At 66.1% G+C, this 23,912-nt stretch carries 20 protein-coding genes; 16 read left to right on the top strand and 4 right to left on the bottom strand.

The window, feature by feature from the left end:
* From ABD301_RS06185 to ABD301_RS06170, 4 genes are all read left to right on the top strand, one after another.
* A partial coding sequence (locus tag ABD301_RS06185) for an HNH endonuclease signature motif containing protein (protein ID WP_344307968.1) occupies positions 1–818 on the top strand: 818 nt, incomplete at its 5' end.
* Between the two features lie 214 nt (positions 819–1,032).
* On the top strand, positions 1,033–1,992 hold the full coding sequence (locus ABD301_RS06180) for a Gfo/Idh/MocA family protein (protein WP_344307966.1): 960 nt from the start codon (positions 1,033–1,035) through the stop codon (positions 1,990–1,992).
* A complete protein-coding gene (locus ABD301_RS06175) occupies positions 1,992–2,978 on the top strand; it encodes a Gfo/Idh/MocA family protein (protein ID WP_344307965.1) in 987 nt (328 codons plus the stop codon). Before ABD301_RS06180 ends, ABD301_RS06175 begins: the two co-directional genes overlap by 1 nt.
* A 275-nt stretch (positions 2,979–3,253) precedes the next feature.
* Entirely contained in the window at positions 3,254–4,093 is an 840-nt protein-coding gene (locus ABD301_RS06170) for an SAM-dependent methyltransferase (RefSeq protein ID WP_344307963.1), read from the top strand.
* Here ABD301_RS06170 and ABD301_RS06165 read toward each other — a convergent pair.
* Complete coding sequence (locus ABD301_RS06165) at positions 4,062–7,088, bottom strand: AfsR/SARP family transcriptional regulator (protein WP_344307961.1); 3,027 nt, start codon at positions 7,086–7,088, stop codon at positions 4,062–4,064. The two genes, ABD301_RS06170 and ABD301_RS06165, sit on opposite strands and share 32 nt — an antisense overlap.
* Positions 7,089–7,247: 159 nt before the next feature.
* On the opposite strand from ABD301_RS06165, the gene ABD301_RS06160 reads away from it, so the two are divergent.
* Both ABD301_RS06160 and ABD301_RS06155 read left to right on the top strand, forming a co-directional pair.
* Positions 7,248–7,706 (top strand): CAP domain-containing protein, encoded by a 459-nt coding sequence (locus ABD301_RS06160; protein WP_163569702.1) that lies wholly within the window; start codon positions 7,248–7,250, stop codon positions 7,704–7,706.
* 72 nt (positions 7,707–7,778) lie between these two features.
* Positions 7,779–9,089, top strand: a complete 1,311-nt coding sequence (locus tag ABD301_RS06155) for a glycoside hydrolase family 16 protein (protein WP_344307959.1) — start codon at positions 7,779–7,781, stop codon at positions 9,087–9,089.
* A gap of 122 nt (positions 9,090–9,211) precedes the next feature.
* Here ABD301_RS06155 and ABD301_RS06150 read toward each other — a convergent pair whose 3' ends face one another.
* Positions 9,212–11,110: an AfsR/SARP family transcriptional regulator gene (locus ABD301_RS06150; protein ID WP_344307957.1), complete on the bottom strand. Its 1,899-nt coding sequence runs from the start codon at positions 11,108–11,110 to the stop codon at positions 9,212–9,214.
* A 210-nt stretch (positions 11,111–11,320) separates the two neighbouring features.
* On the opposite strand from ABD301_RS06150, the gene ABD301_RS06145 reads away from it, so the two are divergent.
* Entirely contained in the window at positions 11,321–11,848 is a 528-nt protein-coding gene (locus ABD301_RS06145) for an RNA polymerase sigma factor (RefSeq protein WP_344307955.1), read from the top strand.
* Here ABD301_RS06145 and ABD301_RS06140 read toward each other — a convergent pair.
* On the bottom strand, positions 11,845–12,621 hold the full coding sequence (locus tag ABD301_RS06140; RefSeq protein WP_344307953.1) for a trypsin-like serine peptidase: 777 nt from the start codon (positions 12,619–12,621) through the stop codon (positions 11,845–11,847). The genes ABD301_RS06145 and ABD301_RS06140 overlap by 4 nt on opposite strands.
* A gap of 103 nt (positions 12,622–12,724) precedes the next feature.
* On the opposite strand from ABD301_RS06140, the gene pdxR reads away from it, so the two are divergent.
* Positions 12,725–14,200 carry a MocR-like pyridoxine biosynthesis transcription factor PdxR gene (pdxR, locus tag ABD301_RS06135; protein WP_344307951.1) on the top strand — a complete coding sequence of 492 codons (1,476 nt, stop codon included), beginning with the start codon at positions 12,725–12,727 and terminating at the stop codon, positions 14,198–14,200.
* Here pdxR and ABD301_RS06130 read toward each other — a convergent pair.
* Positions 14,184–16,016 (bottom strand): sigma-54-dependent Fis family transcriptional regulator, encoded by a 1,833-nt coding sequence (locus ABD301_RS06130; RefSeq protein WP_344307949.1) that lies wholly within the window; start codon positions 16,014–16,016, stop codon positions 14,184–14,186. The two genes, pdxR and ABD301_RS06130, sit on opposite strands and share 17 nt — an antisense overlap.
* 154 nt (positions 16,017–16,170) lie before the next feature.
* Here ABD301_RS06130 and ABD301_RS06125 point away from each other — a divergent pair, with 154 nt between their 5' ends.
* The 8 genes from ABD301_RS06125 (at position 16,171) to ABD301_RS06090 (ending at position 23,868) form a co-directional block, all read left to right on the top strand.
* Positions 16,171–16,452: a hypothetical protein gene (locus ABD301_RS06125; protein ID WP_163569712.1), complete on the top strand. Its 282-nt coding sequence runs from the start codon at positions 16,171–16,173 to the stop codon at positions 16,450–16,452.
* 230 nt (positions 16,453–16,682) lie between these two features.
* A complete protein-coding gene (locus ABD301_RS06120; RefSeq protein ID WP_344307946.1) occupies positions 16,683–18,335 on the top strand; it encodes a ferritin family protein in 1,653 nt (550 codons plus the stop codon).
* A gap of 51 nt (positions 18,336–18,386) precedes the next feature.
* Positions 18,387–19,469, top strand: coding sequence for an NADH:ubiquinone reductase (Na(+)-transporting) subunit F (locus ABD301_RS06115; protein WP_344307944.1), 1,083 nt, complete (start codon positions 18,387–18,389; stop codon positions 19,467–19,469).
* A gap of 9 nt (positions 19,470–19,478) precedes the next feature.
* Positions 19,479–20,660, top strand: a complete 1,182-nt coding sequence (locus ABD301_RS06110; RefSeq protein ID WP_344307942.1) for a ferritin family protein — start codon at positions 19,479–19,481, stop codon at positions 20,658–20,660.
* Between the two features lie 53 nt (positions 20,661–20,713).
* Entirely contained in the window at positions 20,714–21,028 is a 315-nt protein-coding gene (gene mimD, locus ABD301_RS06105; RefSeq protein ID WP_279581284.1) for a propane 2-monooxygenase effector subunit MimD, read from the top strand.
* Between the two features lie 37 nt (positions 21,029–21,065).
* A complete protein-coding gene (locus tag ABD301_RS06100; RefSeq protein WP_163569715.1) occupies positions 21,066–22,112 on the top strand; it encodes an amidohydrolase family protein in 1,047 nt (348 codons plus the stop codon).
* A complete protein-coding gene (locus ABD301_RS06095) occupies positions 22,112–22,846 on the top strand; it encodes an iron-sulfur cluster assembly protein (RefSeq protein ID WP_344307940.1) in 735 nt (244 codons plus the stop codon). The genes ABD301_RS06100 and ABD301_RS06095 overlap by 1 nt, the downstream gene beginning before the upstream one ends.
* Positions 22,843–23,868, top strand: coding sequence for an NAD(P)-dependent alcohol dehydrogenase (locus ABD301_RS06090; RefSeq protein ID WP_344307938.1), 1,026 nt, complete (start codon positions 22,843–22,845; stop codon positions 23,866–23,868). Before ABD301_RS06095 ends, ABD301_RS06090 begins: the two co-directional genes overlap by 4 nt.
* Positions 23,869–23,912: the final 44 nt, after the last annotated feature.

Raw genomic sequence — 23,912 nt, 5'->3', positions numbered from 1 at the left:
CCCTTCCGACCAACCAACAGGCCAGTCGATCTTGGTACACCTCCGGCTTACACACTTGGCATGACACGCCCCAATTCCCCGACGATGACACCGACAACAGCGGAGTCGCTCAGCCCGCAGCAGACGACACCGGTGTGCGCGCCGACGACTGCGGGTACGAGTCGTCCACTTCCTCAACAGCGGCAGCGCGTTCTGATGGCACCGGCCACGCCCGTTCACGCAAGCCGCGCGTTGACCTGCGAGTCGTCGTCGGAGCAGGCACACTGCTCGGCCTAGACGACAAACCCGCCTTCCTCGCCGGGTACGGCGCGATCCCGGCCAGCATGGCCCGCCGCCTGGCCAAAGACTCCACCTGGCGCCGACTACTCACCGACCCCAGCTCCACCAAGCTCATGGAAGCCGGTCGAGCACGTTATCGACCATCGATGGCATTGCAGGAATTCATCGAAGCCCGAGACGTGACGTGTCGTTGGCCTGGGTGTCGCTGTGCTGCCCAGCGTTGCGACAAGGACCACTCCATCCCGTTTCCGGACGGGTGCACCTGCAAGGAAAATCTCCTCTGCCTGTGCCGTTTCCACCACCGGCTCAAAACACACTCCGACTGGAAAGTCAGACTCGACCCAGACGGCACCTACACCGTCCTGAGCCCCACCGGACGCGTCTACGTCACCGAGCCACCACCACCCGGAGAAGACGTCTGCCCACCCACCAAAAACGGACGACGCGGACCGATCTACCTGAACGACAAGGACGAACCACGCATCAAGCCGCCCCCACCCGAAAAACCAACAACATGGCCAACCGAACCACCGTTTTAGCGCTCAGTTAGCTGTCCCGCTATTGGTCAAGGCGGAGATTGTTTGCGATGCCAGTGATGCACGCCTGCCACATCACGTTGACCAACTCTGTCCGGCGGCTGCGAGGAACAGCCTGAAGCGGTCATCGAAGCACTCACCACGTTCCTCGACTGAGTCGGCGAGCGGCGGTAGGTTTGGCCAAAACCAAGATCACCGCAACGGATGGGACCCGCACGTGCCCCTGTCGATAGGACTGATCGGCTCCGGTTTCATCGCCCGGTCACACGCCGCCGCCTGGCAGCAGCTCGGAACCACACTTTTCCTCTATTCCAACGACCCGCCGGCCGCCACAGCGCTCGCCGGCCAGTACGGCGGCACAGTCGTCGACGAGCTCGACATGCTGCTCGGCCAGGTGGACGCCGTGGACATCTGTACGCCCACCGACACGCACGCGGACATCGCCGTCCGGGCGGCCGCGGCGGGTCGGCACGTGATCTGTGAGAAGCCGCTGGAGCGTACGCACGCGCAAGGACAGCGCATCATCGACGCGTGCGCGGAGGCCGGCGTCCACCTGTTCGTCGCGCACGTGGTGCGGTATTTCGGCGAGTACGCGACGGCCCAGGCGGCCGTCGCGGGCGGTGAGATCGGGTCTCCAGCGGTATTGCGCCTGACCAGGTCCGGCGCCCGCCCGGAGTGGGCCACTTGGCTGCATAACGAGCAGCGGGCCGGCGGGATCCTGCTGGATTTCATGATCCACGACTACGATTTCGCGCGGTGGATCGGCGGCGAGGTGACCAGCGTGTACGCGACTGTCACCGGCTCCGACGGTCCGGTCAGCGGAACTGTGGTGCTACGCCACGAAAACGGCACGATCAGCCACATCCAGGGCACGTGGAGTCGGCCGGGCGAGCCGTTCCGGACCACCTTCGACCTGGCCGGCAGCGGCGGCGTGCTGACCGGGGACTCGCTGCGCCGGCCGCCGGTGACGATCAGCGTGCCCGAACCCGCGGCCATCGGGCACGCCCTCGCCGACGATCCGTACACGGCGGAACTGGCCGAGTTCGCGGCGGCGATCGCTGGCGGCCCGCCGCCGCGGGTCAACGCGGCGGACGGCCTGGCGGCCTTGGACATCGCGCTCGCCGCGCTGGAATCGGCCCGGTCCGGTCGAGCCGTCAGCCCGACGCAGGTGGCCTGATGAAGATCGCGCTGGCTTCGCTCGCCCACGTCCACGCCGGCTCGTACGCGGCGCAATTGGCCGCACATCCCGAAGTTGAGCTGCTCGTCGCCGACCCGGACGGCGTCGGCTCGACCGAAGCCGGCCGGGGTCGTGAGGCCGTGGACGCCACGTTTTTCGACTCGTACCAGGAAATGTTCGCGGCAGGCCCGGATGGTGTGGTGGTCTGCACCGAAAACCTCCACCATCGTACGATCGTGGAGGCGGCAGCCGCGACCGGAGCCTATGTACTCTGCGAAAAACCCCTCGCGACCACAGTCCCGGACGCGGAGTCGATGATCGCTGCCTGTGCGGCCGCTGGGGTCGGTCTGATGACCGCCTACCCGGTCCGGTTCAGCCCGGCCGTACGCGCCGCACAACAGGCCGTCGCGTCCGGGCAACTCGGAAAACTGGTCGGTCTCACCGGTGTCAACAATGGCAAACTCCCCAGTGGGCGGGCCTGGTTCGCCGATCCGGACCTCGCTGGCGGCGGCGCACTGATGGACCACACCGTCCATCTGGCAGATATCTTCAGCCTGTTGGTGAGCGCTCCCCCAGTTGAAGTTTACGCACTGAGCAACCACATTCTGCATCCGGAAGCGGCGGTGGAAACAGGTGGCGTCGTCGTTATCCGGTACGCCGACGGGACCGTCGCGAGCATCGACTGCAGCTGGAGCCGACCGGACGGCTTTCCGACCTGGGGCGGGCTGAGTTTCGGCCTGGTCGGCGAAAAAGGCACCGTCCAGGTAGATGCGTTCGGCCAGGCCGTCACCGGTTTCCGTGCCGGCGGCGAAAGTCGCTGGCTCGGGTACGGCCCGGACCTGGATCGGTTGCTGCTGACCGAATTCCTGTCCTCGGTACGCGAACGCCGCCGACCAGTCCCGGACGGCGAACAGGGCCTCGCGACCCTGCGGATCGTGACCGCCGCGTACGAGTCAACAAGAACCGGTCAACCAGTCAAGATCTAGGCCGTCTTCTTGCGTCGACACCGGCGCGGTGAACCACGCCTCCTGGTCGAGGTCCTGGCGTCGTACACCCCTTGCACAACGTTGTAAACGGATGGCAGGGGAGTTATCACCCTCTTTCGCCGGCGAACATCCTTCCGCGCCGCCGGACCGGAATCCGGTTCCGGCCAGTTCCGGCCGATCCCAGCTCTTTTGCCCAGGAGGGACAGTGGTTGGGGTCACGCCTGTACCGCTATCGTTAACCCAACGCAGAGTGACAGGCAGGAGCAGGACGCCCGATGGCACCGACCGATCGATCGCCCACCGCGGTAGGCGATTCCTCGCGAGTGGACACCAACCGGTCCAGCCCGGCCCGACTGTGGGATGCCGCGCTCGGCGGCAAGGACCATTTCGATGCCGATCGCAAACTCCTCAACGAGCTGCTGACCAGCGTGCCGGACCTGATGACCACCGCCGAGGAACTGCGCCAATGGCTGCTTCGGGTCGGCCGCTATTTGGTGGACCGGGCCGGTACGGACCAGTTTTTGGACTGTGGCTTCGGATTGCCGCGACAGGAGAGGTTGCACGAGACCCTGCAGCGGATCAACCCGGACACCAACGTGATCTACGTCGACAAAGATCCGACGGTGGTCGCGTACGGGAAAGCCATGCTGGTCGACAACGACCGCACCTTCTGCATCGCCGTCGACCCGGGCAAGCCGGACGAGCTGATGGCCAACGACATCATCCGCAAGAACCTGGACCTGGATCGCCCGATCGCGTTGATGCTGACCAACATCGTGCACTTGATCGAGGACGACAACCAGGCAAGCGACCTGATGGCGGCCTATGTGCAGGCCCTGCCGTCCGGGTCTTTCGTGGCGCTGAGCCATCTTTACGACCCGGCCGACGGCAGCAGGCATGCAGCGATCGCGCGGACGCTGGAGGAGAAGATCCGCCAAGGCCTCGGCTCCTGCAAGTTCCGGCCGCTCGAGCAGATCTCCAGCTATTTCGACGGTCTGGACCTCGTCCAGCCCGGGCTGGTCAAGCTTTTCGAATGGTGGCCATACGGGCCGCGGCTGATCGAGGCGGTCGACATGGACAAGCTCATGCTCTGCGGACTCGGCCGCAAGCGGTAGTTCCCGCTATCCGGCGGCGGAGTGGGGCGCTGTCGTTGTCGGCCAGCCCGAAACCGGCCACCATCGTGAGTGCGTCGGTCCGCCAGCGCCGAGTTTCCTGGGCGTCGCCGTCTGCCTGGGCACAGCTGGCCAGCCCGCCCAGCGCGAGCGCCTGTTCGTACGGCTCGGCTGTGACCGTCGCCAGCGCCAGCGCGGCCTCGTGCTGCCGGCGGGCCTGCTCGACCTCACCGACCAGGCACAACGTCTGACCGAAGGCATTGCGGATGGTCGTCTCGATGGCCCGCAGCAGATGCGCCTCCACCAGGTCGAGCGCCCTGCGATGGCCGGCCACCGCGGCCGCGGTCTCGCCCAGCATCCGATGTGCCACCGCGATGTACGTCAGCGCCATCGCACCCATCGTCGGATTTCCCAGCGAGGTGGCGATCTGCTCGGCGGCCCGCGAAGTGCGCAGCGCATCCTCCGCGCGGCCCTGCTCGGCCTGCAGCATTGCGTGCACCACCAAGGAAAACCCGAGCCGGTTGAGATCGTCACGGGCCCGTGCGTTGGCCGTCGCCTCGACCAGCGCGGCCTCTGCGGCGGCGAACTCCCCCACCACGGTGCCGATGATGCCGAGCGTCTGCAGCACCGTGCAGACGGCCCGCTCGTCATACGCGCGCCGGGCGATGTCGACGGCTCGCTGGGCCCGTTCGAAGGCCCGTCGCAGCTGTCCCTGGATCTGCAGACACTCAGCCAGCCGACGCAGCGCGCGAGCCTGTCCCGCGAGGTCGCCGAGCTGTTCGTACAGGTCCAGTGACCGGGTCCACAGCCGCTCGGCCTCGGCGTAGTCGGCCACGTCGAATCGCACGGTGGCCTGCCAGAACAGCATCACCGCGAGGCCCTGCCGATGGTGCCCAGCGATCGCGGCGGCCAGCCCGGCGGCGCCGGCCCGGGCCGCGTCGGACTGCCGGCCGTGCCGAGTCAGGTAGCAGACCAGCGGATTGGCCAGCTGCCATCCATAGGCGTGCCACTGCGGTCGTACGGCGGCCAGGTCGACCAACCAGCCAAGGGTGCCGGCCTCGCGCTCGAACCACGCCTGGGCACCGGCGAAGTCGTCGACCGCGGCCGGCAGCGGCATCCCGGCGGACGTGCCACCGGTCACCGCGGTGGCCGGTTGGATGCTCACGTACGCCCGTGCGCTGGCCGCCAGGTAGTAGTCGAAAAGCCTGGTCAACGCGTCTCGCCGGAGCCGGTCCGGGTCGAGCTGGCGGGTCGTCTGGGCGGCGTACGAACGGACCAGGTCATGTAGCACGAACCGGCCGGGCGCCGGCTCGTCGACCAGATTCGCCGCCAGCAGCCGCTCCAACACCAGGTCGGCGCGGTGCCCGTCGACGCCAGCCAGCGCGGCCAGCACGTACCGGTCCACCGACGCGGTGCCGAGCAACCCCAGCAGCCGAAAGGCCTGCTGGTCGCCCGGGTCCAGCTGGGCGTACGACATCTCGAAGACCACGTCGATCCGGCGGTCATCGATCTCCAGCTGGCCGAGCCGCTGGTCGTGGTCGCGGAGGTGGTCGACCAGGTCCGCCAGCCCGAGGGCCGGTCGGTGCCGCAGCTTCGCGCCAACGATCCGCAGCGCCAGCGGCAGCCGCCCGCAGGTCTGGACCACCCTGATCGCCTCCGCCCGGTCGGTGCCGGAGCACTCCCTTGCGGCCGCGTTTTCCAGCAGCCGTACGGCATCGCCGAGCGGCGGGACGCCCAGGTGCAGGTGCCGGTCCACCTCCAGGCCGCCCAACCTGCGCCGACTCGACACCAGCACCACGCTGCCGCCATCGCCGGGCAGCAGCGGCCGGACCTGCTCGGCGTTGACCGCGTTGTCCAGCACCAACAACAGCCGCCGGCCGGCCACCCGCGCTCGCCAGGTCGCCGCCAGCTCATCGGGGTCGTCAGTCACCGGAAGCTCGGTGGCACCAACCGCGCGCAACAGCCGATCCAGCGCCTCAGTCGGTCGCAGCGGCCGCCGTTCCAGGGTGTAGCCGCAGAGGTCCAGATACAGCTGGCCGTCGGCGCAGTCGTGCTGTGCGGCGGCGCGCAGCAGGAACGCCGTCTTGCCGACGCCGGCCATCCCGTCGACCGCGCAGACGCCGGAGGTCAGTTGGCTGATCAGGGCCAGTTCGCTCGTACGACCGACAAAACCGGGAGGCGGCGCGGGGATGTCCTTTCGTACCGGAAAAGTCTCGGCCGTACGCGACGTTTCGGTAGCGGGACGCGGCAGTTCGGCGCGCAGGATGGCCCGGTGAGTGGCCCGCAGGTGATCGCCGGGCTCGACCCCCAACTCGTCGACCAGAATCCGCCGAGCGCGAGCGTAGACGGCCAGCGCCTCGGCCTGCCGGCCCTGCCAGTAAAGCGCGGTCATCAACAGCTCGACCCCGCGTTCTCGGAGTGGGTGTTCGGCCACCAACGCGGTCAGCTCGCCCACTGCGTCCCCGCAGTTCCCACCGCGTAACCGCAGGTCAAGCAGGTCCTCACGGGCCGCCACCCGCTGTTCGCTCAGCCGCGAGCGCTGCTGTTCGGCGAACGGACCGGGCAGTCCGGCGAGCGCCTCACCACGCCACAGCGTCAACGCGCTGGTCAACAGCCGCTCGGCCCGCTCCGGATCGCCGTCCCGGCGGCACCGGGACGCCTGCGCGACCTGGTCGGTGAACTGCCCGGAGTCGACCGCGGCCGGCGACACCCGCAACACGTACCCGCCGGCCGTCCGCCCCAGCAGCTCCCCCGCACCGGCCGCCGCCAGCGCTTTGCGGAGCCGGTAGACGTACGCCGGCACGACCTTGTCGCCGATCGCCGGCGGCCGGTCTCCCCACCCGGCCCGCAGCAGTTCGGCGGCGGACACCGGCGAGCCGGCCCGCATCGCGAGCACCGCCAGCACGGCCTGCTGACGGGCCGGTCCGACATCCACCGCCGTCCCGTCACATCGCGCGCGGACCGGACCGAGCACTTCAAAACGCGTATCACCTGCCATATCGGGCATCGTGCTGACTTCGGCCGGGACGGGTCCCCAACGACATGGCCGAATGTGACGGAACGGCAAAGAACGCGTTCTTTGTTACGGCTGGCGCTGCTTTTCCGATAAGTCATCGAGATTCCCAGCCCAGCGGACCACCGACCCGCGGAGGTACGGATGAAGACCCTTTCGCTGCTGATCGCCCTCACCACGGCATTGGGCCCCTCGCCCGCTCACGTGCCGGCTAATGACTACGTCCAGCAGGTCGTGGATCTGACCAACCAGAACAGGCAACAGCACGGCTGCGGCAACCTGGCGCTGAACGCCCAGCTGACCACGGCCGCCCAGGGCCACAGCGATGACATGGCCACCAACAACTACTTCGACCACGACAGCCCGGACGGCCGCGATCCCGGCCAACGGATCTCCGACGCCGGCTACGACTGGGACGCATGGGCCGAAAACATCGCCGCTGGTTACGACACACCCACGGCAGTGGTCGACAGCTGGATGCAGAGCGCCGGTCACCGGGCGAACATCCTGAACTGCTCCCTGCACGACATCGGCGTCGGCTACACGGTCGCCAACAACGCGGACTACCCGAACTACTGGACGCAGGATTTCGGCAGTCAGTAGCCGCTTGTGACATTTGGTCGGGTACGGCGTTTATCAGCGCGTCAGATGTATGCCGTGCAGAAGGAGCAGAATGTGACTGTCACTGATCGTCGATATCGGCTGCCGGCGGCTCTTGGCGCGGCTGTCGCCATGGTCGCCACCGCCGCGGCCATCCCCATCGCCACCAGCGCGTACGCCGACTCGACGAACCTCGCGACCAACCCGGTGCTGGCGAGCAGCGCAGACGGCTGGGGTGCGCTGGGCGACGGCAGCGGCAAACGGGTGGCCATCACCGGGCACCCCACTGCTTCGTACGCGTACCAAGTGAAAATCAGCTCCGGCGACGCCGGCATCTACATGCCGCAACTGTCGGTCACCGGCGGCTCGACGTACACGATCTCGGTGGACGCCAACCTCGCCGGCAAGGCGAACATCCAGATGGACTGGTACGGCGAAGATGGCTACATCAGCTCCACCTACGGCCCGGCGATCACCGCAAAAGCGGGTTCCTGGACCAAAATCCGGGCCACCCTGAAAGCGCCGGCCGGCGCCACCAACTCGCACCCGTTGGAGACGGTCTCGAACGGCAGCGGCACCTGGCAGTCGACCGCCGCCGACTATGAGGCCGGCGGCGGATCGAATCCCTCCTCACCGCCACCGTCGTCGCCGCCGCCCTCCTCACCCCCGCCTTCGTCACCGCCGCCCTCCTCACCACCGCCTGGGGACGGCAGCACCGCGGCTGGCAATTTCCACTGGGGCACACCGCTGCCGGCCTCCGACGAGTTCAACTACACCGGCACGCCCGACTCCGCCAAGTGGGGCGTCTACGGTGGCGACGGCTGCGTGCCAGGTCATGACGGCAACGGCCGCAGGTGCGGGAACGCCAACTACGTCAACGGCAGCTACCTGCGACAGACCGGCAGTTCCAACGGCGACACCGCCGGAATGGCCTCCAACCTCGGCCAGAAGTACGGCCGCTGGGAGGTCAGGTCCCGCATCCAGGCCGCGCCCGGCGCGAACGGCAACGCCTACCACCCCGTCCTGATTACGTGGCCGGACTCGGACGCCTGGCCGTCGGGCGGCGAATACGACTACTTCGAGGTCAACGTCGGCGATGACGCCGGCACCGCGTTCATGCACCACCCGACCCAATCCGGTGTCGTACAGGACGAATACCACTCCGGTTCGCTGGACCTTTCGCAGTGGCACAACTACGGCTTCGAATGGTCGCCCAACGGCCTGACCGGCTACATCGACGGCCAGCAGTGGTTCCACGACACCGACCCGGACGTGCAGGCACCCGGCCCGATGCACCAGACGATCCAGCTGGACAACTTCTTCGGTGACGGTATGCAGCAGGCCTATTTCGACGTGGACTGGGCCCGGGTCTACTCGATCAGCTAGGCATTTCTCGGCTCGTACTCGCTCGCCGAGTGGCGCTGTTGTGTGGTGTCCCTCGACGAGCGGGGCGGGGCTCGGCAGGTCGAACGTCGCGTTGGGTCGTCAAGTTGGGACGGGAGAACGGGTCAGGCGGGTGCTGCGGAGGCACCGAACTTGCGTACGGCGTTGAGCGTCTCAGCAAACTGCTGTGGCTGCTTCTTGCTGTCGAACTGAGTGTCGTCGTCGAAGTTCCAGGCGAACAAACCCTGCGCCGTAACGGTTTTCAGGAACGACGGGGTCATCATGGTGTTCAGGTCGCTGTCAAAGTTGGGGATTGAGCCGTCCGGCGCGAACCTGCACACCATGACCGGACCGAACCGACCCAGATACCTGGTCATCGTGGTGACACTGTCGATGTTGCCGTCATGCTCGAAAGCGCTGAAGGTTTGAAAGTCCGACTGCTTCAGCACGTCGGAGAAATAGTTCACGAGCACGAGGTTTTTACCTTGGTTGGTGTCACCGCCCTCGAGCAGCCAGCCGTCAAGATCCAGACCGACCCGTGAGTTCGGTGCGTAGGCATGAAAAATCCGGATGGCCTGCAGGTAGCGCACCTTGAGCGCCTGGGCATAGGCCGTCGTGGCGGGACTGTCATAGACACCTTCGCCACAGAGGTGTTTGTCAACGCCGTTGAACATGGAGACAAAGAGCGGCGGACCGTCCTTCTTTCCGGCGAAACCCATCGCGAGCGTACGCATGTCCGGAAGGAAATCGTCGGACAGCGGATATCTGAACCCGCAGAAGCTGCCCTGCTTGTCGCTGAACGGCAAGGGCTCGTCCTGATTGGGATGTGGGCTGTCGACCATGAGATGAATCGCCTTGCCGGCGGCATAGGTCTTCGGAATCTCGTTCTTCGACCAGCCTGGGAGGACCTGGGCCAGCATCGACCGCTCGTAGTAATACTGCGTGACCATGCCAAGTGGCGCCTGCTGGTAAAGCGGGCTTTTTGATGTGTCGTCGACACCGTTGGACATGCCGAAGATCAGATGGCCCGGCGGTGGCATGGTGATCGGTCGCTTCTGGATCGGGTCGGTGGAATTCACCAACTGCATCAGTTTCTGGTCCGGCGTGGGCTGCGGCCAGAACGCGTACGCACCGCCAGCGACCAAAAGGACGAAGACAATGCAGGCCGCGATGACCAGATTCCGGCGACCCGGCCACTGCCGTTTGACCGGCGGCGAAACGACGGCGGGAGGTGACATGCGTACGTCGTCGCCGGCCTCGCGGTCGGCGTCCAGCAGCTGGTTGTAAAGCCTGCGCGGGCCCGGGCCTGGCTCCGTGCCGAGCTCGCTGGCAAGGCCGGTGCGCAGTTCGTGGTACGTCCTCAGTGCCTCAGCGGGCCGGCCGGCCTGGATCAGCGCCCGCATCAGCCGCTCCCAGCTCGCCTCCCGCAGCGAGTCGGCCGAGGCCAGCGGGCGCAGCAACGCGATCGCCTCATCGGCCCGCCCGTCGGCCAGCAACGCGTCGGCCCGGCAGTCCGCGGCCGAGTGCCGCAGCTCGGCGAGCCGGACCCGCTCGATCTCGGCGGCATGGCCGGACAGCGACTCGAAGGGCTCGCCACGCCAGAGCCGCAGGGCCGCCGCCGCCCGGTCGGCGGCGAGCCCCGCCTCGCCGTCCGCGAGCGTCGTTCGAGCCGCCGCGATCAGGTCTTCAAAAGTGGTGACGTCCAGTTCGTCCCGACTGACCACCAATCGGTAGCTGCCCTTACGGCTGTCGATCCGCTGCTGCTCCCCCACCGCGGGCAGCAACTGCCGAAGCAGATGCACATAAGTCTTCAGATTTCCGCGCGCCGAAGCCGGCGCCCCCTCCGGCCACAGCGCCTCGGTCAACTCGGCGGTGGAGACCCACCGGTTCGGTTGCAAGGCGAGCGCGGCCAGCAGCCGCTGCGGCTTCTCGGCGGTCATCTCGACCGCGCATTCGCCGCCCAGTTGTAGTGGTCCAAGGGCCAGCACCAGAAAATCCGCGCCCACTTCGATCTCCGCCGTCATGCTGCCCCGTCGTCCACCGATCGAAAAGTCCTGCATGCATCGTACGCAAGTTCACTACATATACCGGATTATCGCTGGATTCCAACGGTGGCTATTGCGGTACTTGCGCGGTTCATTCGCAGGTCTGGGCGATGGTGAACCCCGCACGTACCAACTCAAAGCACCGTGATCGGACATCGATTTCCCACCGACCGGTCAGGAGATGCCTCGGTGACCACACTCGACACGACCGATTGGCCGCCGTTTGAGATCACGTACCGGCGGCACGCCCCGCGCGTCTACCGGTTCTGCCTGTCCCGAGTGACCGATCCAGACGCGGCCGAGGAGCTGACGGCGGACACTTTCGCCCATGCGTACGCGGCCTACTCCCGCTTCAGCGGCGACGAGGAAGGCATCTGGCCGTGGTTGTTGCGGATAGCCCGGAACGCGGTGATCGACCACCATCGGCGGCGCGGCCGACGGCGTGCGATCGCTGATCGCTACCTGGCGCCGACCGGAACCGATCTGGTGGACCCCGTCTCGGTGGAGCGACGGGTGATCGCCCGCGACGACCTTCGTACGCTCGGGCGCTGCCTCGCCCGGCTGGCCGACCGCGACCGGCAGCTCATCGGGCTGCGGGTCGGCGGCGCCGGCGCCGCCGAGATCGGCCGCGTGCTGGGAATGTCACCGCACGCGGCCACCGTCGCCACTGGGCGAGCGCTCGCCCGGCTGCGACATGACTTCGACGGACTCAGCTAGAGCGCCTCGGCCCGCTGGTAGAGATCACGGGTCTCGTGGTCGAAGTAGACGCTGTAGTTGTGTACGGCACCGCCGCCCTCTTCGTACCCGCCAGTCAGGCCGATAACGTTTTTGCTCCCCTGTACGGTCCACGGGCTGCCGCTGGTGCCGCCCGGCAGGTTCGTGCAGTCGAACTGCACAAACCACTGCTGCACCTTGCCGCCGGTCGTGCTGCCCGAGCAGATCCGCGGCTTCGCGCCGTTGGCCGGGTAGCCGACCAGGTCGATCTTCTTGGGCAGTCCCGTGTCGAAAGAGAGGTTCAGTGCGCCCGTACGATCCTGCACGCTCTTCCCACCTGACGGCGTCAAGACGATGAAGGCGTAGTCGTACGCGGGGTCGCGGTTGGTGATCCACCCCTGGTTGACCAGCATCTTCACGCCCCGCCCGTAGGCGTACCAGCTGCCGTACGTGCTGCTCGGGCCGCCGTTGTAACCGGGAAAGAAGGCCAGGTACTTCCGCCAGCCGCTGCCGCTGTCGTAGACGCAGTGCGCGGCGGTCATGATCAGGTTGTGGTGGGGGCTGTTGACCACGCTCGCGGTGCAGTTGTGGGTCTGCGGGCTGTGGTCGGTGCCGTTCGTGGTGAGCAGTGCGCCGACCGTCGGCCAGCCGCCGAAGTCGTGAGCCGAGGGCACGCTCTGCGGCGCGCTGGCCGCTGGCGCGGCCACCCCGACCAAAGCTGCCCCGACCAGAGCCGCCGCGGTTACCGCGACGAGAGCCAAGCGAATCCGTGTCATCCGGTCAGCCGACCACGGCCACATACAAAACCCGCATAGTCCGCTGTCGCGGCTACCGAGAGCGACCTTGACGGCCGGGGCGCTCGGGCCGCACATTGGACCAATGACGAGCCGCGTAGAGATCAGCCACGACAGGTCCAAAACCGGCTCCGACTTCCTCCAGCTCACCCTCGGGGACGCGCCGCCGGGCGGCCTGTCCGACTGGCTGGCCGAGCAGTTGCGGCACGCCATCTCGGACGGCCGGATCCCGGTCGGCGGCCGCCTCCCGGCCACCCGGGTCCTGGCCGCCGAACTCAGTGTCTCCAGAGGAGTGGTCACCGAGGCGTACCAGCGGCTCACCGAGGACGGTCACATCGCTGGCCGAGGACGTGCCGGCACCGTTGTGGTGGCCGCTCCGATCGCCACCGAGATCTCCCAGCCAGCACCAAAAACCGGCCAGACCACGCTCTTCGACGGCCATCCACGCAACGACGTCTGGGATGTCGTACGAGCAGCCCCGGCCGCTATCGACCTGCTGCCGGGAAGACCCGATCTGGCGGCCTTCCCGCGCGCCGCCTGGCTGCGGGCCGAGCGGGCGGTGCTGGACGGGCTGTCGGCGGCGGATCTCGGCTACGGGGATCCGCGCGGGACGCCGGCGCTGCGGACCGAGGTGACGCACTGGCTGGCGCGTACGCGCGGAATTCGTACCGATCCGGACGAGGTGATCGTGGTCGCCGGAGTCGCGCAGTCGTTGTCGCTGCTCGGGCAGGTGCTCGGACGGCACGGAATTTCCGCGGTGGCAATGGAAGATCCGGGGTCACTCGGCACCCGGCAGCACCTGCGGTACGCCGGCCTGGCTACCCCGCCGGTACGGGTGGACGCCGGCGGGCTGCGCGTCGATGACCTGCGGGCGAACGGCGCTCAGGTCGTGTTGGTGACGCCCGCCCACCAGTTTCCGGCCGGAGTGGTGCTCGACGGGCAACGCCGGCGGGAGCTGATGGGGTGGGCCAGCGACGGCGGAATGATCATCGAGGACGACTACGACGCCGAGCACCGCTACGACCGTCCGCCGGTGCCAGCATTGCGGTCGATGCTCGCTGAGCAGGTCTGTTACACCGCCAGCGTCTCCAAACTGCTGGCTCCCGCGCTGCGCATGGGCTGGCTGCTCGTACCGTCGCGTTATCAGGACGAGTTCGTCGAGGCGAAGCGGTGCGCGGACCTCGGCAACCCGGTGCTGTCGCAACTGGTGTTGGCGCAGTTGATGAAGTCTGGCGAGGTCGAGCGGCAGCTGCGCTTTCTGCGTAAGCGTCACCGGCGCCGCCGGGACGCGATGATGGATGCCATTCGTACGCACCTGCCCACCGCGGTCGTGCACGGCGCCGCGGCCGGCCTGCACCTGATGATCACGTTCGAACACGACCTCCCCGACGACGCGCTCGCCGCCGCGACACTGGCGAAAGGCGTGAAGGTGCAGCCGCTGTGCTGGCACCGGCAACTTCCCGGCCCGCCCGGTTTGGTGCTGGGCTACGCGGCGAACGCGCCGAGTGTCATCGCCCAAGGCATCGCGATTCTCGGCAGGGCACTCAACGATCTGGCGTGACGATCCCGTAATCGTGGATTTTGCGGTAAAGCGTGGCCCTGGACATGCCCAGCAACTGGGCCGCGCGCACCTTGTTGCCGCCGGCGTCGTCGAGACTGTCGACAATCGCGTCTCGCTCGATCGACTCCAGCCTGTTCAGCTGCCGCCCAGTGACCGTGCGGTATTCGGTCGGCAGGTCGCTGGGCCGGATCAGCCCGGTCCGGCGATGCTGCGCGACCTGCTTGAGCACGTGATAAAGCTCGGTGACGTTGCCGCTCCAAGTGGCCCGCATCAACAGGTGCACCGCCGGCGAAGAACACCGCAGCTGACCGCCCTGCGACAGCTTGCTGAGGAACAACGGGATCAGCTCGCCCATGTCCTCGGGGTGCCGGCGCAGCGGCGGAACTTCGATCGTACGAGGGAAAAACGCGATCAGGTCGGTCAGGTCCGGCGCGGCTCCCGCGCCCTCGGTCAGGGTGACCGCGACCCACGGCGGCTGCCGGCCGGCCGCTCGTACTTCCCGTAGGACCTCAACCAACGCGGTCAAGGCGCCCTTGCGCAGCCGGTCGACGTGCCGGATGACCAGCGCGTCCACCGGATCTTCCAGCAAATCCCGACGAAGATCGGCCGGCCAGCCCGACTCCGGCACGGCCGCCGCGTCCAGCGTGTGCAGCCGCCCGGTCGGATTACGCCGCTGGTGTACGCACTTGGCGAGGGTGTTCTTACCGACCCCCGACTCCCCCGACAACACCACCCATTCACCGCGGCCGTAAGTCGCGTCGACGTCGTGACAGCACCGCAGCCACACCGGCGCCGAGCCCACCACTCCGGGCAGGAACATCGGCAGCGCCACGGTGGCCGGGTCGGTCCGCTCCTCGTCGCTTTCCACCAGCGTCACGGATACGACCGCGCCGGCGGACTCGCCGTACCGCGGCCCCGGCACCTGCCGGCACTGCAGCCGGACCTTGCCGCCGGCCGGCAGCGTGACCAGCGCGGACGCCGGCCGGCGGTCCACCATCACCTGCGAGGCCTGGCCGACCAGCAGCGCCTGATCGGCCGGCGCGAGCAGCCGGCGGGCGGCGTCGTTGGCCATCACGACGTCTTCGTTGAAGGCCATCACAATTCCGGTCGTACGGCGGCAGGTGCGCAGGTATGCCTCGAAAAGCGCGAGTTCGCGGGTGTTACTGCGGACCGCCTGGCGGATCTGCTCGGCGGTCGTCTTGGCCAACGCCACCATCAACGGCCCGGCGTCCTTGCTCCAGCAGGTCAGATCGACCGCGCCCATCACCTTGCCGGAGATCGGGTGATGGATCGGCGCGCCCGCGCAGGCCAGGTTTTCCAGGTTTTCGGCATAATGCTCATGCCCGAAGACGTGCGTCGGCCGACCGTCCTCCAGGGCCGTGCCAATGCCGTTGGTGCCGACAAACCGTTCCCCGTAACTGAAACCGGGCACCAGCTCGACCCTTTCCAGGTGCCGGTGCAAGTCGATGTCGCCGGTTCGCTGGGTCAGCACGATGCCGGTCTGGTCGGTCAGGATGATGCTGATCGGCTGGTCGCTGAGCTGCTCGGCGAGCCGTTCCAACACCGGCTCGGCGGCCCGGACGAGCGGGGTGTCCATGTCCTTGTCCCGTACGTACGGGATAGCGATCCGGTCCGCCGGCACCCGCAGGTTCAGGGATCGCGACCACGAAGCCAAAATGGGCCGGCGGACCTTGTCCGACTCGACGTGCTCGGAGGTCAGGAAGTCGATCCGGGCGCGGGCCAACTGCGGATCGTCGGGCGAGACCCGCGTAGCCGGTGCCATCACCAGCGGTCGCACGTTGCGTGCGTCATCCACGTAGACCTCCTACCGCTGCCCGCGAGCGGCCGACCGCGGGCACCGCAGGGTGTGTCCTGGGCCACAGCTTAGGGGCGCCGGCCCCCCGGTGGTGTCTCAAATTGAGACATCTGCCGGACTGGCCCGGTTGTGTCATGGGGCTGGGAGGTGCCACATGTCTTCGACCCAACCGTCCGAACAAATCACCGAACTGGCCCCGGAAGAGACGTACAACCCCTGGACCGTCGTGAACGTCGTGTTCCACCACCTTGTCGACAAGGGCCTGCATCCGGTGCTCGGCGGCACCGGCAATCCGGGCGAGCCGGCCACCGCCTTACTGCGGGCGATGGGCATCACGCCGACCGTCGAAGGAGATGCGCGCACCTCCCAGAACATCCGCAACCAACTGGCTGATCTTCGTACCAGGATGCTTCCGCAACAGCTGGACGAACCGTAATCACACGCATGCACACTGTCTCATATTGAGACCCGACAAGGGTCACACCCGCGATGTAATTCGCTGCGTAGGGGCATTGCCTTCGGCCCCACCGTGCGGGCCGGCCAACCGACGGTGTCGAGGGCAGTGCCGACGGGAGATCAAGCTGGGTCGCCGATGCGGTGGCGTACACCGACTTGACTGCCAAGCCGATGCAAGGCGCCGCCGGGATCGGCGGGTAAGGAGTGATCATGAGCCGCCAGAGTGTGGCGAGAGCCCACCAGAAAATCCAGGAGCTGTCCTGGGAGCCGGCCTACCACGAGCCGGTGTCGCACTACGGCACGGACTACACCTTCCAGAAGGCGAAGAAAAAGGACCCACTGAAGCAGGTGTTGCGGTCCTACTTCCCCATGCAGGAAGAAAAAGACCATCGCGTCTACGGCGCCGAGGACGGCGCGATCCGCGGCAACATGTTCCGGCAGGTGCAGGAACGCTGGCTGGAATGGCAGAAGCTGTTCCTTTCCATCATCCCGTTGCCGGAAATCTCGGCGGCACGGGCGATGCCGCTGCTGTTCCGTACGGTTCCCAACCCGGAACTGCACAACGGCCAGGCCATCCAGATGATCGACGAAGTCCGGCACTCGACGATCCAACAGAACCTCAAGCGCCTGTACATGAACAACTACATCGACCCGGCGGGCTTCAACAGCAGCCTCCGCAATTTCCAGTCCGACTACTGCGGCACCATTGGCCGTCAGTTCGCCGAAGGTTTCATCACCGGTGACGCGATCACCGCGGCGAGCATCTACCTGACGATCGTGGCCGAGACCGCGTTCACCAACACGCTTTTCGTCGCTATGCCGGCAGAAGCCGCCGCCAACGGCGACTACCTGCTGCCGACCGTCTTCCACTCGGTGCAGTCGGACGAGTCCCGGCACATCAGCAACGGGTACGCGACCCTGCTGATGGCTTTGTCGGACGAGACCAACCACCAACTGCTGGCCCGCGACCTTCGGTACGCGTGGTGGAACAACCACCGCGTGGTGGACGCCGCCATCGGTACGTTCATCGAGTACGGCACCAAGGACCGCCGCAAGGATCGGGAAAGCTACGCGGAAATGTGGCGTCGGTGGATTTACGACGACTACTACCGCAGCTATCTCGTACCACTGGAGAAGTACGGCCTGGAAATTCCGCACGACCTCATTGAGGAAGCCTGGAACCAGATCTGGAACAAGGGCTATGTGCACGAGGTCGCGCAGTTCTTCGCCACCGGGTGGCTCGCCAACTACTGGCGGATCGACGCGATGACGGACAAGGACTTCGAGTGGTTCGAGTACAAATACCCGGGCTGGTACGACCGTTATGGCAAGTGGTGGGAAAACTACAACCGGCTCGCCACCCCGAACGGTCACAACCCGATCGTGTTCGAGGACGTTGACTACGTCTACCCGCACCGCTGCTGGACCTGCATGGTCCCGTGCCTGGTGCGCGAGGACATGGTGGTCGACAAGGTCGACGGCCAGTGGCGGACCTACTGCCACCAGGAATGCCGGTGGACCGACGCGGTCGCGTTCCGGCCGACGTACCAGGGCCGACAGACCCCGAACATGGGCAAGCTGATCGGCGCCCGTGAATGGGAAACCCTTTACCACGGCTGGAACTGGGCCGATGTGGTGAAGGACATGGGCTTCGTACGGGACGACGGCAACACGATGGTCGCGCAACCGCATCTGAACCTTGACCCGAAGAAGATGTGGACGCTGGACCACCTGCGCCGCTGCCCGCCGCTGGCTTCCCCGAACGTCATTCTCAACGAGATGAACGACGACGAGCGCGCCGCTTTCGTCGCCGACTACAACAAGCAGGGCCCCGCCGGCCGACCGGCGCCGGCCGCCTCCTGAGCCAGCTTCGGTGGGTACGGCCCGCCCCCTTCCCGGGCCGTACCCACGCTGGTGCCGACCGACACCGAAGAAAGGCAGGCGATGGGCGAAAAACACCACGTGCGTTTCGAGCCGGTCGGGATCGAGATCGAGGTTGACGAGGACAAGACGATCCTGCGGGCCGCCGCCGAACAGGGAATCATGCTGATGCATGGCTGCAAAGAGGGCCAGTGCGCGGCATGCAAGTCCTTCCTGCTGGACGGCGACGACGTCGAACACGACCGTTATTCCACGTTCGCGCTGCCTGACTACGAAAAGGAAGAGGGCTTCACACTTCTGTGCCGGGCGCACGCGTACGAGGACCTGACCATCGAACTTCTCAACTACGACGAGGAAATGATCAAGTCCGGGCTGCCGATCCAGGAAGCCGCGGTCGAGGTGATCTCCAAGGAGTACGTGACTCACGACCTCGTTCACCTGGTGGTGAAGCTGCTCGACCCCACGTCGTCGTTGAAGTTCTTTCCAGGCCAGTACGTGGATTTCGCCGTCCCCGACCGGCAGGCCACCCGATCTTTCTCGATGGCGAACACCCCCGGGCGGAACGAGGGCCTGCTGGAGTTCGTGATCAAGATCTATCCAGACGGACTTTTTTCGACGTTTCTGCATGAAGAGGTCGCGATCGGTGACCGGCTCGACATCACCGGCCCGTTCGGGGTTTTCACGCTCCGGGACGCTCCACAGTCGGATCTGCTGTTCCTGGGCGGCGGAGCCGGAATGGCACCCATTCTTTCGTTGCTGCGGTCAATGGCTGAGCGCGGCATCGAACGGAAGGCGACTTTCTATTACGGCGCCCGCCGGCGCAAGGACCTCTGTTTCGAGAAGGAGCTTTCCGCGCTGGCGGACATCCTGCCGTCGTTCCGGTACGTACCAGCCTTGTCCGAACCGGACGAGAACGACGGCTGGGACGGCGAGACCGGCCTGATCACCGATGTGGTGCGACGGCTGGAAAACGATCTGGGCAGAGCCGACGCGTACGTGTGCGGCCCGCCCCCGATGGTTGAGGCGGCACTAGAACTGCTGCCGACTCTCGGGGTGGCCGACAAGCGGATCTTCTATGACAAGTTCACCACGACCGGCGACGCGGACGAACAGTAAGGAAAACAAATGACTACCACTCCAGAACAAACGACAGAACGCAGCGTCCCCAAGCCAGTGTTCACCGACGCGGAGGCGGGTGCCAAGGTTTTCCCGGACTCCGATGCGCGCCGCTACAACTACTTCACCCCGCAGAAGCGCAAGCAGAGCCACTACGAGGACGTGACTGTCGAGGTGCAGCCCGACCCTCGGCACTACCTGTCGCAGGGCTGGCTGTACGGCTTCGCCGACGGCAAGGGCGGATATCCACTGGAGTGGACGGCTTTGAAGGCGTGGGGCTCGGACCGCCCGGTGCCCGAACGCGGACCTGGCACCGGCGGCACCGGTTACCCGTGGCCGGCGCTGGGCTGGCACGAGTTCCGGGATCCCAACGAGGAATGGGAACTGACCCTCTATCGCTACAACTCCAATGTCGTACGGCAGTTGAACCAGAACATCGAGGCTGCCAAGCAGTCCAAGGCTTTCGAGCAGTGGAACCCGAACTGGGTCAGCTTCGTTTCCCAGCACGTCGGCGCGTGGATGCACATCGACCACGGCCTCGGCCTTTACCTGTACGCGAACGCCAACCGGCGGGCCCCGACGAACATGCACAACAACGCGATTTCGGTGAACAGCATGCACCGGATCCGGGCGGCCCAGGACCTGGCCCTTTACAACCTCACGCTCAGCGAGGAAATCGAAGGCTTCGACGGCACCGCGCACGTCGAGACCTGGAATTCGGATCCGGCATGGCAGGGCGTACGCGACACCGCAGAGCAGCTGACCGGCATCTGGGACTGGTGTGAGGCGATTTTCGCGTCGAACATCATTTTCGAGCCGTTGGTGGGCGAACTGTTCCGCAGCAACCTGGTCCAGCAGGCCGCTCCGTCCAACGGCGACTTCATCACGCCGACGCTGATCGGCGCGGAGGAATACGACTTCGCCGAACGGGACCTGCGCTACACCAAGGCGATGTTCCGGCTGCTGGTGGACGACAAGGAGTTCGCCAAGGAAAACAAGGCCATCATGGGCCAGTGGCTGGCGACCTGGGTGCCCCGCTGCATTTCCGCGGCCCGCACGCTGCAACCGCTGTGGTCGCAGCCCGACGCCAAGCCCCCGCGCTTCGAGGACGGCCTGGACCGTGCGAAGAGCCGTTTCAGCGGCATTTTGTCCGACCTCGATCTGCAGGCACCGAAGGAGCTGGGCCAGTGACCACGTTCAAGTTTTCCGAGAGTGCGTACAAGGTCGACAACACCGCGTCCAACATGTGCGGCTTCACACTGATGAACAACCAGGTCGGCGCGCTGATCGCCCAGGTGATGTCCACAAAGGACAACGTCACGGTGACGCCACTACCGTCGATGATCCGGGTCGACGCCAAGGGCCGGGTGGACCTGGTTTACGCCGAGGTCGACGAAGCCGCCGGCGAGGAGCACGGCTGGTTCGACGCCGCCGAGTTCGAGGAGAGCATGTCGACGCACTACGGCCGGATGATCCACGAGGACGACCGGACCATCATGTTCGCGAACCCGGAGGACGCCGCGGAGTTCATCGACTTCGACCTGGTTGCACGGTCATAGCAGACCGCATTCGATCCAGCCCTGGGAGGAAATCCAAGTGTATGAGAAAGATGGAGAGAAATACTTCGTCGTTGACGGCCACACCCATTTCTGGGACGCGAGTCCGGCGAACTGGGTCAAGGGCCAAGAGCAGTACGCCAAGGGCTGGATCGAGTGTTTCCATGCGTACCAAGGCTTAGGGCCGGCCGAGACGCACTGGTCGATCGAGGATTTCCAGAAGTACACCGAAGAACGCATGATGAAGGACCTGTTCGAGGATGGACACGTCGACGTCGCGATCTTCCAGCCGACCAACCTGCGGCAGTGGTATTCGGAAGGTTTCAACACCACCGAGACCAACGGCGCACTGGCCGAGAAACATCCCGGCAAGTTCCTGGTGAACTCCAACTTCGACCCGCGTGACGGCGACGACGGACTCAAGGGCCTGCAGGAGCGAGTCGAGCGCTGGGGCAGCAAGGGCGTCAAGCTCTACACCGCGGAGTGGAAAGGTGACTCCCGCGGTTGGAGCCTGAAAAGTCCGGAGGCGGCGAAATACCTGGAAAAATGCCAGGAACTGGGCATCAAGAACGTGCATGTCCACAAAGGGCCGACGATCTGGCCACTGGACAAGGACGCCTTCGACGTGTCCGACGTCGACCACGCCGCGACAAACTTCCCAGAGCTGAACTTCATCGTCGAGCATGTCGGCCTGCCGCGCATCGAGGACTTCTGTTTCATGGCAACGCAGGAGCCGAACGTCTACGCCGGCCTGTCGGTCGTGGTCGGTGGCCTGATGCACGCCCGGCCGAACTTCTTCGCCAAGGTGATGGGCGAGCTGATGTTCTGGCTCGGCGAGGACAAAATGCTCTTCGGTGCGGACTATGCCATCTGGGAGCCCAAATGGCAGGTCGAGGGCTTCGTGGACTGGCAGATGCCGGACAGTGCCGAGTTCAGCGACTACTCGAAGTTCAGCACCACGGCCAAAAAGAAAATCCTCGGGCTGAACGCGGCTCGACTGTACGACATCGAGGTGCCAGCTGACTGTCAGGTCGACTCCAGCCCTGAACCGGCCGTAGGCGAGCCGGAGAGCGTACCGGCATCGTGATGGCAGCCCCCACAATGGGCGCCGGCGCCGACCAGACCACCGTCACCGCGGCGGTCTGGTCGGCGCTTGCGACGGTCCAGGATCCCGAGCTCGACGAGCCACTCACCGACCTCGGTTTCGTGTCCAGGCACGAAGTCACGGCGGACGGCACCGCGGTCGTACGACTGCGGCTGCCGACTTATTTCTGCGCGCCCAACTTCGCTTTCCTGATGGTGGCGGACGCGTACGACGCGGTCAACGCGGTTCCGGGGGTAGCTCTCGCAGACATCCAACTGGAGGACCATTTCGCTGCCGACACCATCAATTCCGGGGTCGCCGCGCGCGCCGGTTTCGTCGCATCCTTCGAGGGTGAGGCCGCCGACGAACTGGACAGCCTGCGCGCGGATTTCCTGCGCAAGGCCGTGCTCGCCGGCACCGACCGGGTCTGCCGCGCGATGGTGTCCGCTGGAGCCGACCCAGCGAGCCTGGGCACCGCGACGCTGGGAGACGCACCGCAGGACGCGGAAACTTCGCGACTGCGGTCCCGCCGCCGTGAACTCGGTCTACCGTGCGAGAACTCCGACGCGCTGCTCGTCGATCCGGCGACCGGGACATCCGTACCCGCCGACCAACTGCGCCGGCACCTGGGCATCGCCCGGGTCACCCGGGTCAGCCAGGACGCCAACTCCGGGGTGTGCCGGGGCATGCTGCTTGCTCGCTATCCAAGTGCGACAGGAAAGGAGAACGCGGGATGAAGGCCGTACGGCTGCACACGTACCACCAGCAACCCGTCATCGAGGACGTTCCGGAGCCGACCGCAAAAGAGCCCTTCGACGTGGTGGTGAAGGTCGGCGGCGCCGGAGTGTGCCGTACTGACCTGCACATTATCGAGCAGCAGTGGGAAGAGAAGTCCGGAGTCACGCTGCCTTACACGATTGGCCACGAAAACGCCGGATGGGTGCACGAAGTTGGCTCTGCCGTGACGAATGTCGCCGTCGGCGACACCGTCATCCTGCATCCGACGCCGACTTGCGGGCTCTGCCACGCCTGCCGCGCCGGCCAGGACATGCACTGCATCAACAGCACTTTTCCTGGTATCAACGCCGATGGCGGTATGGCCGAATACCTGCTGACCTCAGCGCGCGCCTGTATCAAGCTGGATCCCAACACCCAACCCGAGGACGTGGCCGCACTCGCGGATGCCGGCATCACCGCGTACCACGCCGTACGCAAAGCCGTGCCGTTGCTCTATCCCGGCACGACCTGCGTCGTCAATGGCGCCGGTGGGCTCGGGCACATCGGCATCCAGTCCTTGACCGCCCTCACGGCCGCCAGAGTCATTGTGGTGGACCGAAACCCGGACGCCCTCACGTTGGCCGCCGAGCTCGGCGCGGACGAAACCGTGGTCGCGGACGGCAAACACGTGGCCGCCGTGCTCGACCTGACCGGCGGCAACGGCGCGGAGGTTGTCCTGGACTTCGTCGCCGAACAGGGCGCCCAACAGGATGCGTTTGCGATGACCCAGCGCAACGGGTCGCATTTTGTGATTGGCTACGGGAGCAATATCGACATCCCGACGATCGACATCATTTCCACCGAGCGCAACGTGATCGGCAATCTGGTCGGTACGTACAACGACCTGGTTGAGCTGATGGTTTTGGCGCAGGCCGGAAAAGTCACCCTGCACACCAAGAAATACCCGCTCGACGCGGCACTGGACGCGCTCGCCGACCTGGCCGCGGGCAAGGTCCGCGGCCGGGCGATTCTCACCCCGTAACCCATCCGCATCGCATCCGCGAGTACGTACGAGGAGGACCAACG

It is taken from the genome of Fodinicola feengrottensis, from assembly GCF_039530045.1.
GTDB lineage: Bacteria > Actinomycetota > Actinomycetes > Mycobacteriales > HKI-0501 > Fodinicola > Fodinicola feengrottensis.
Note: the sequence above shows the minus strand (reverse complement) of the source record. Positions and strands in the feature narration are given on the sequence as shown.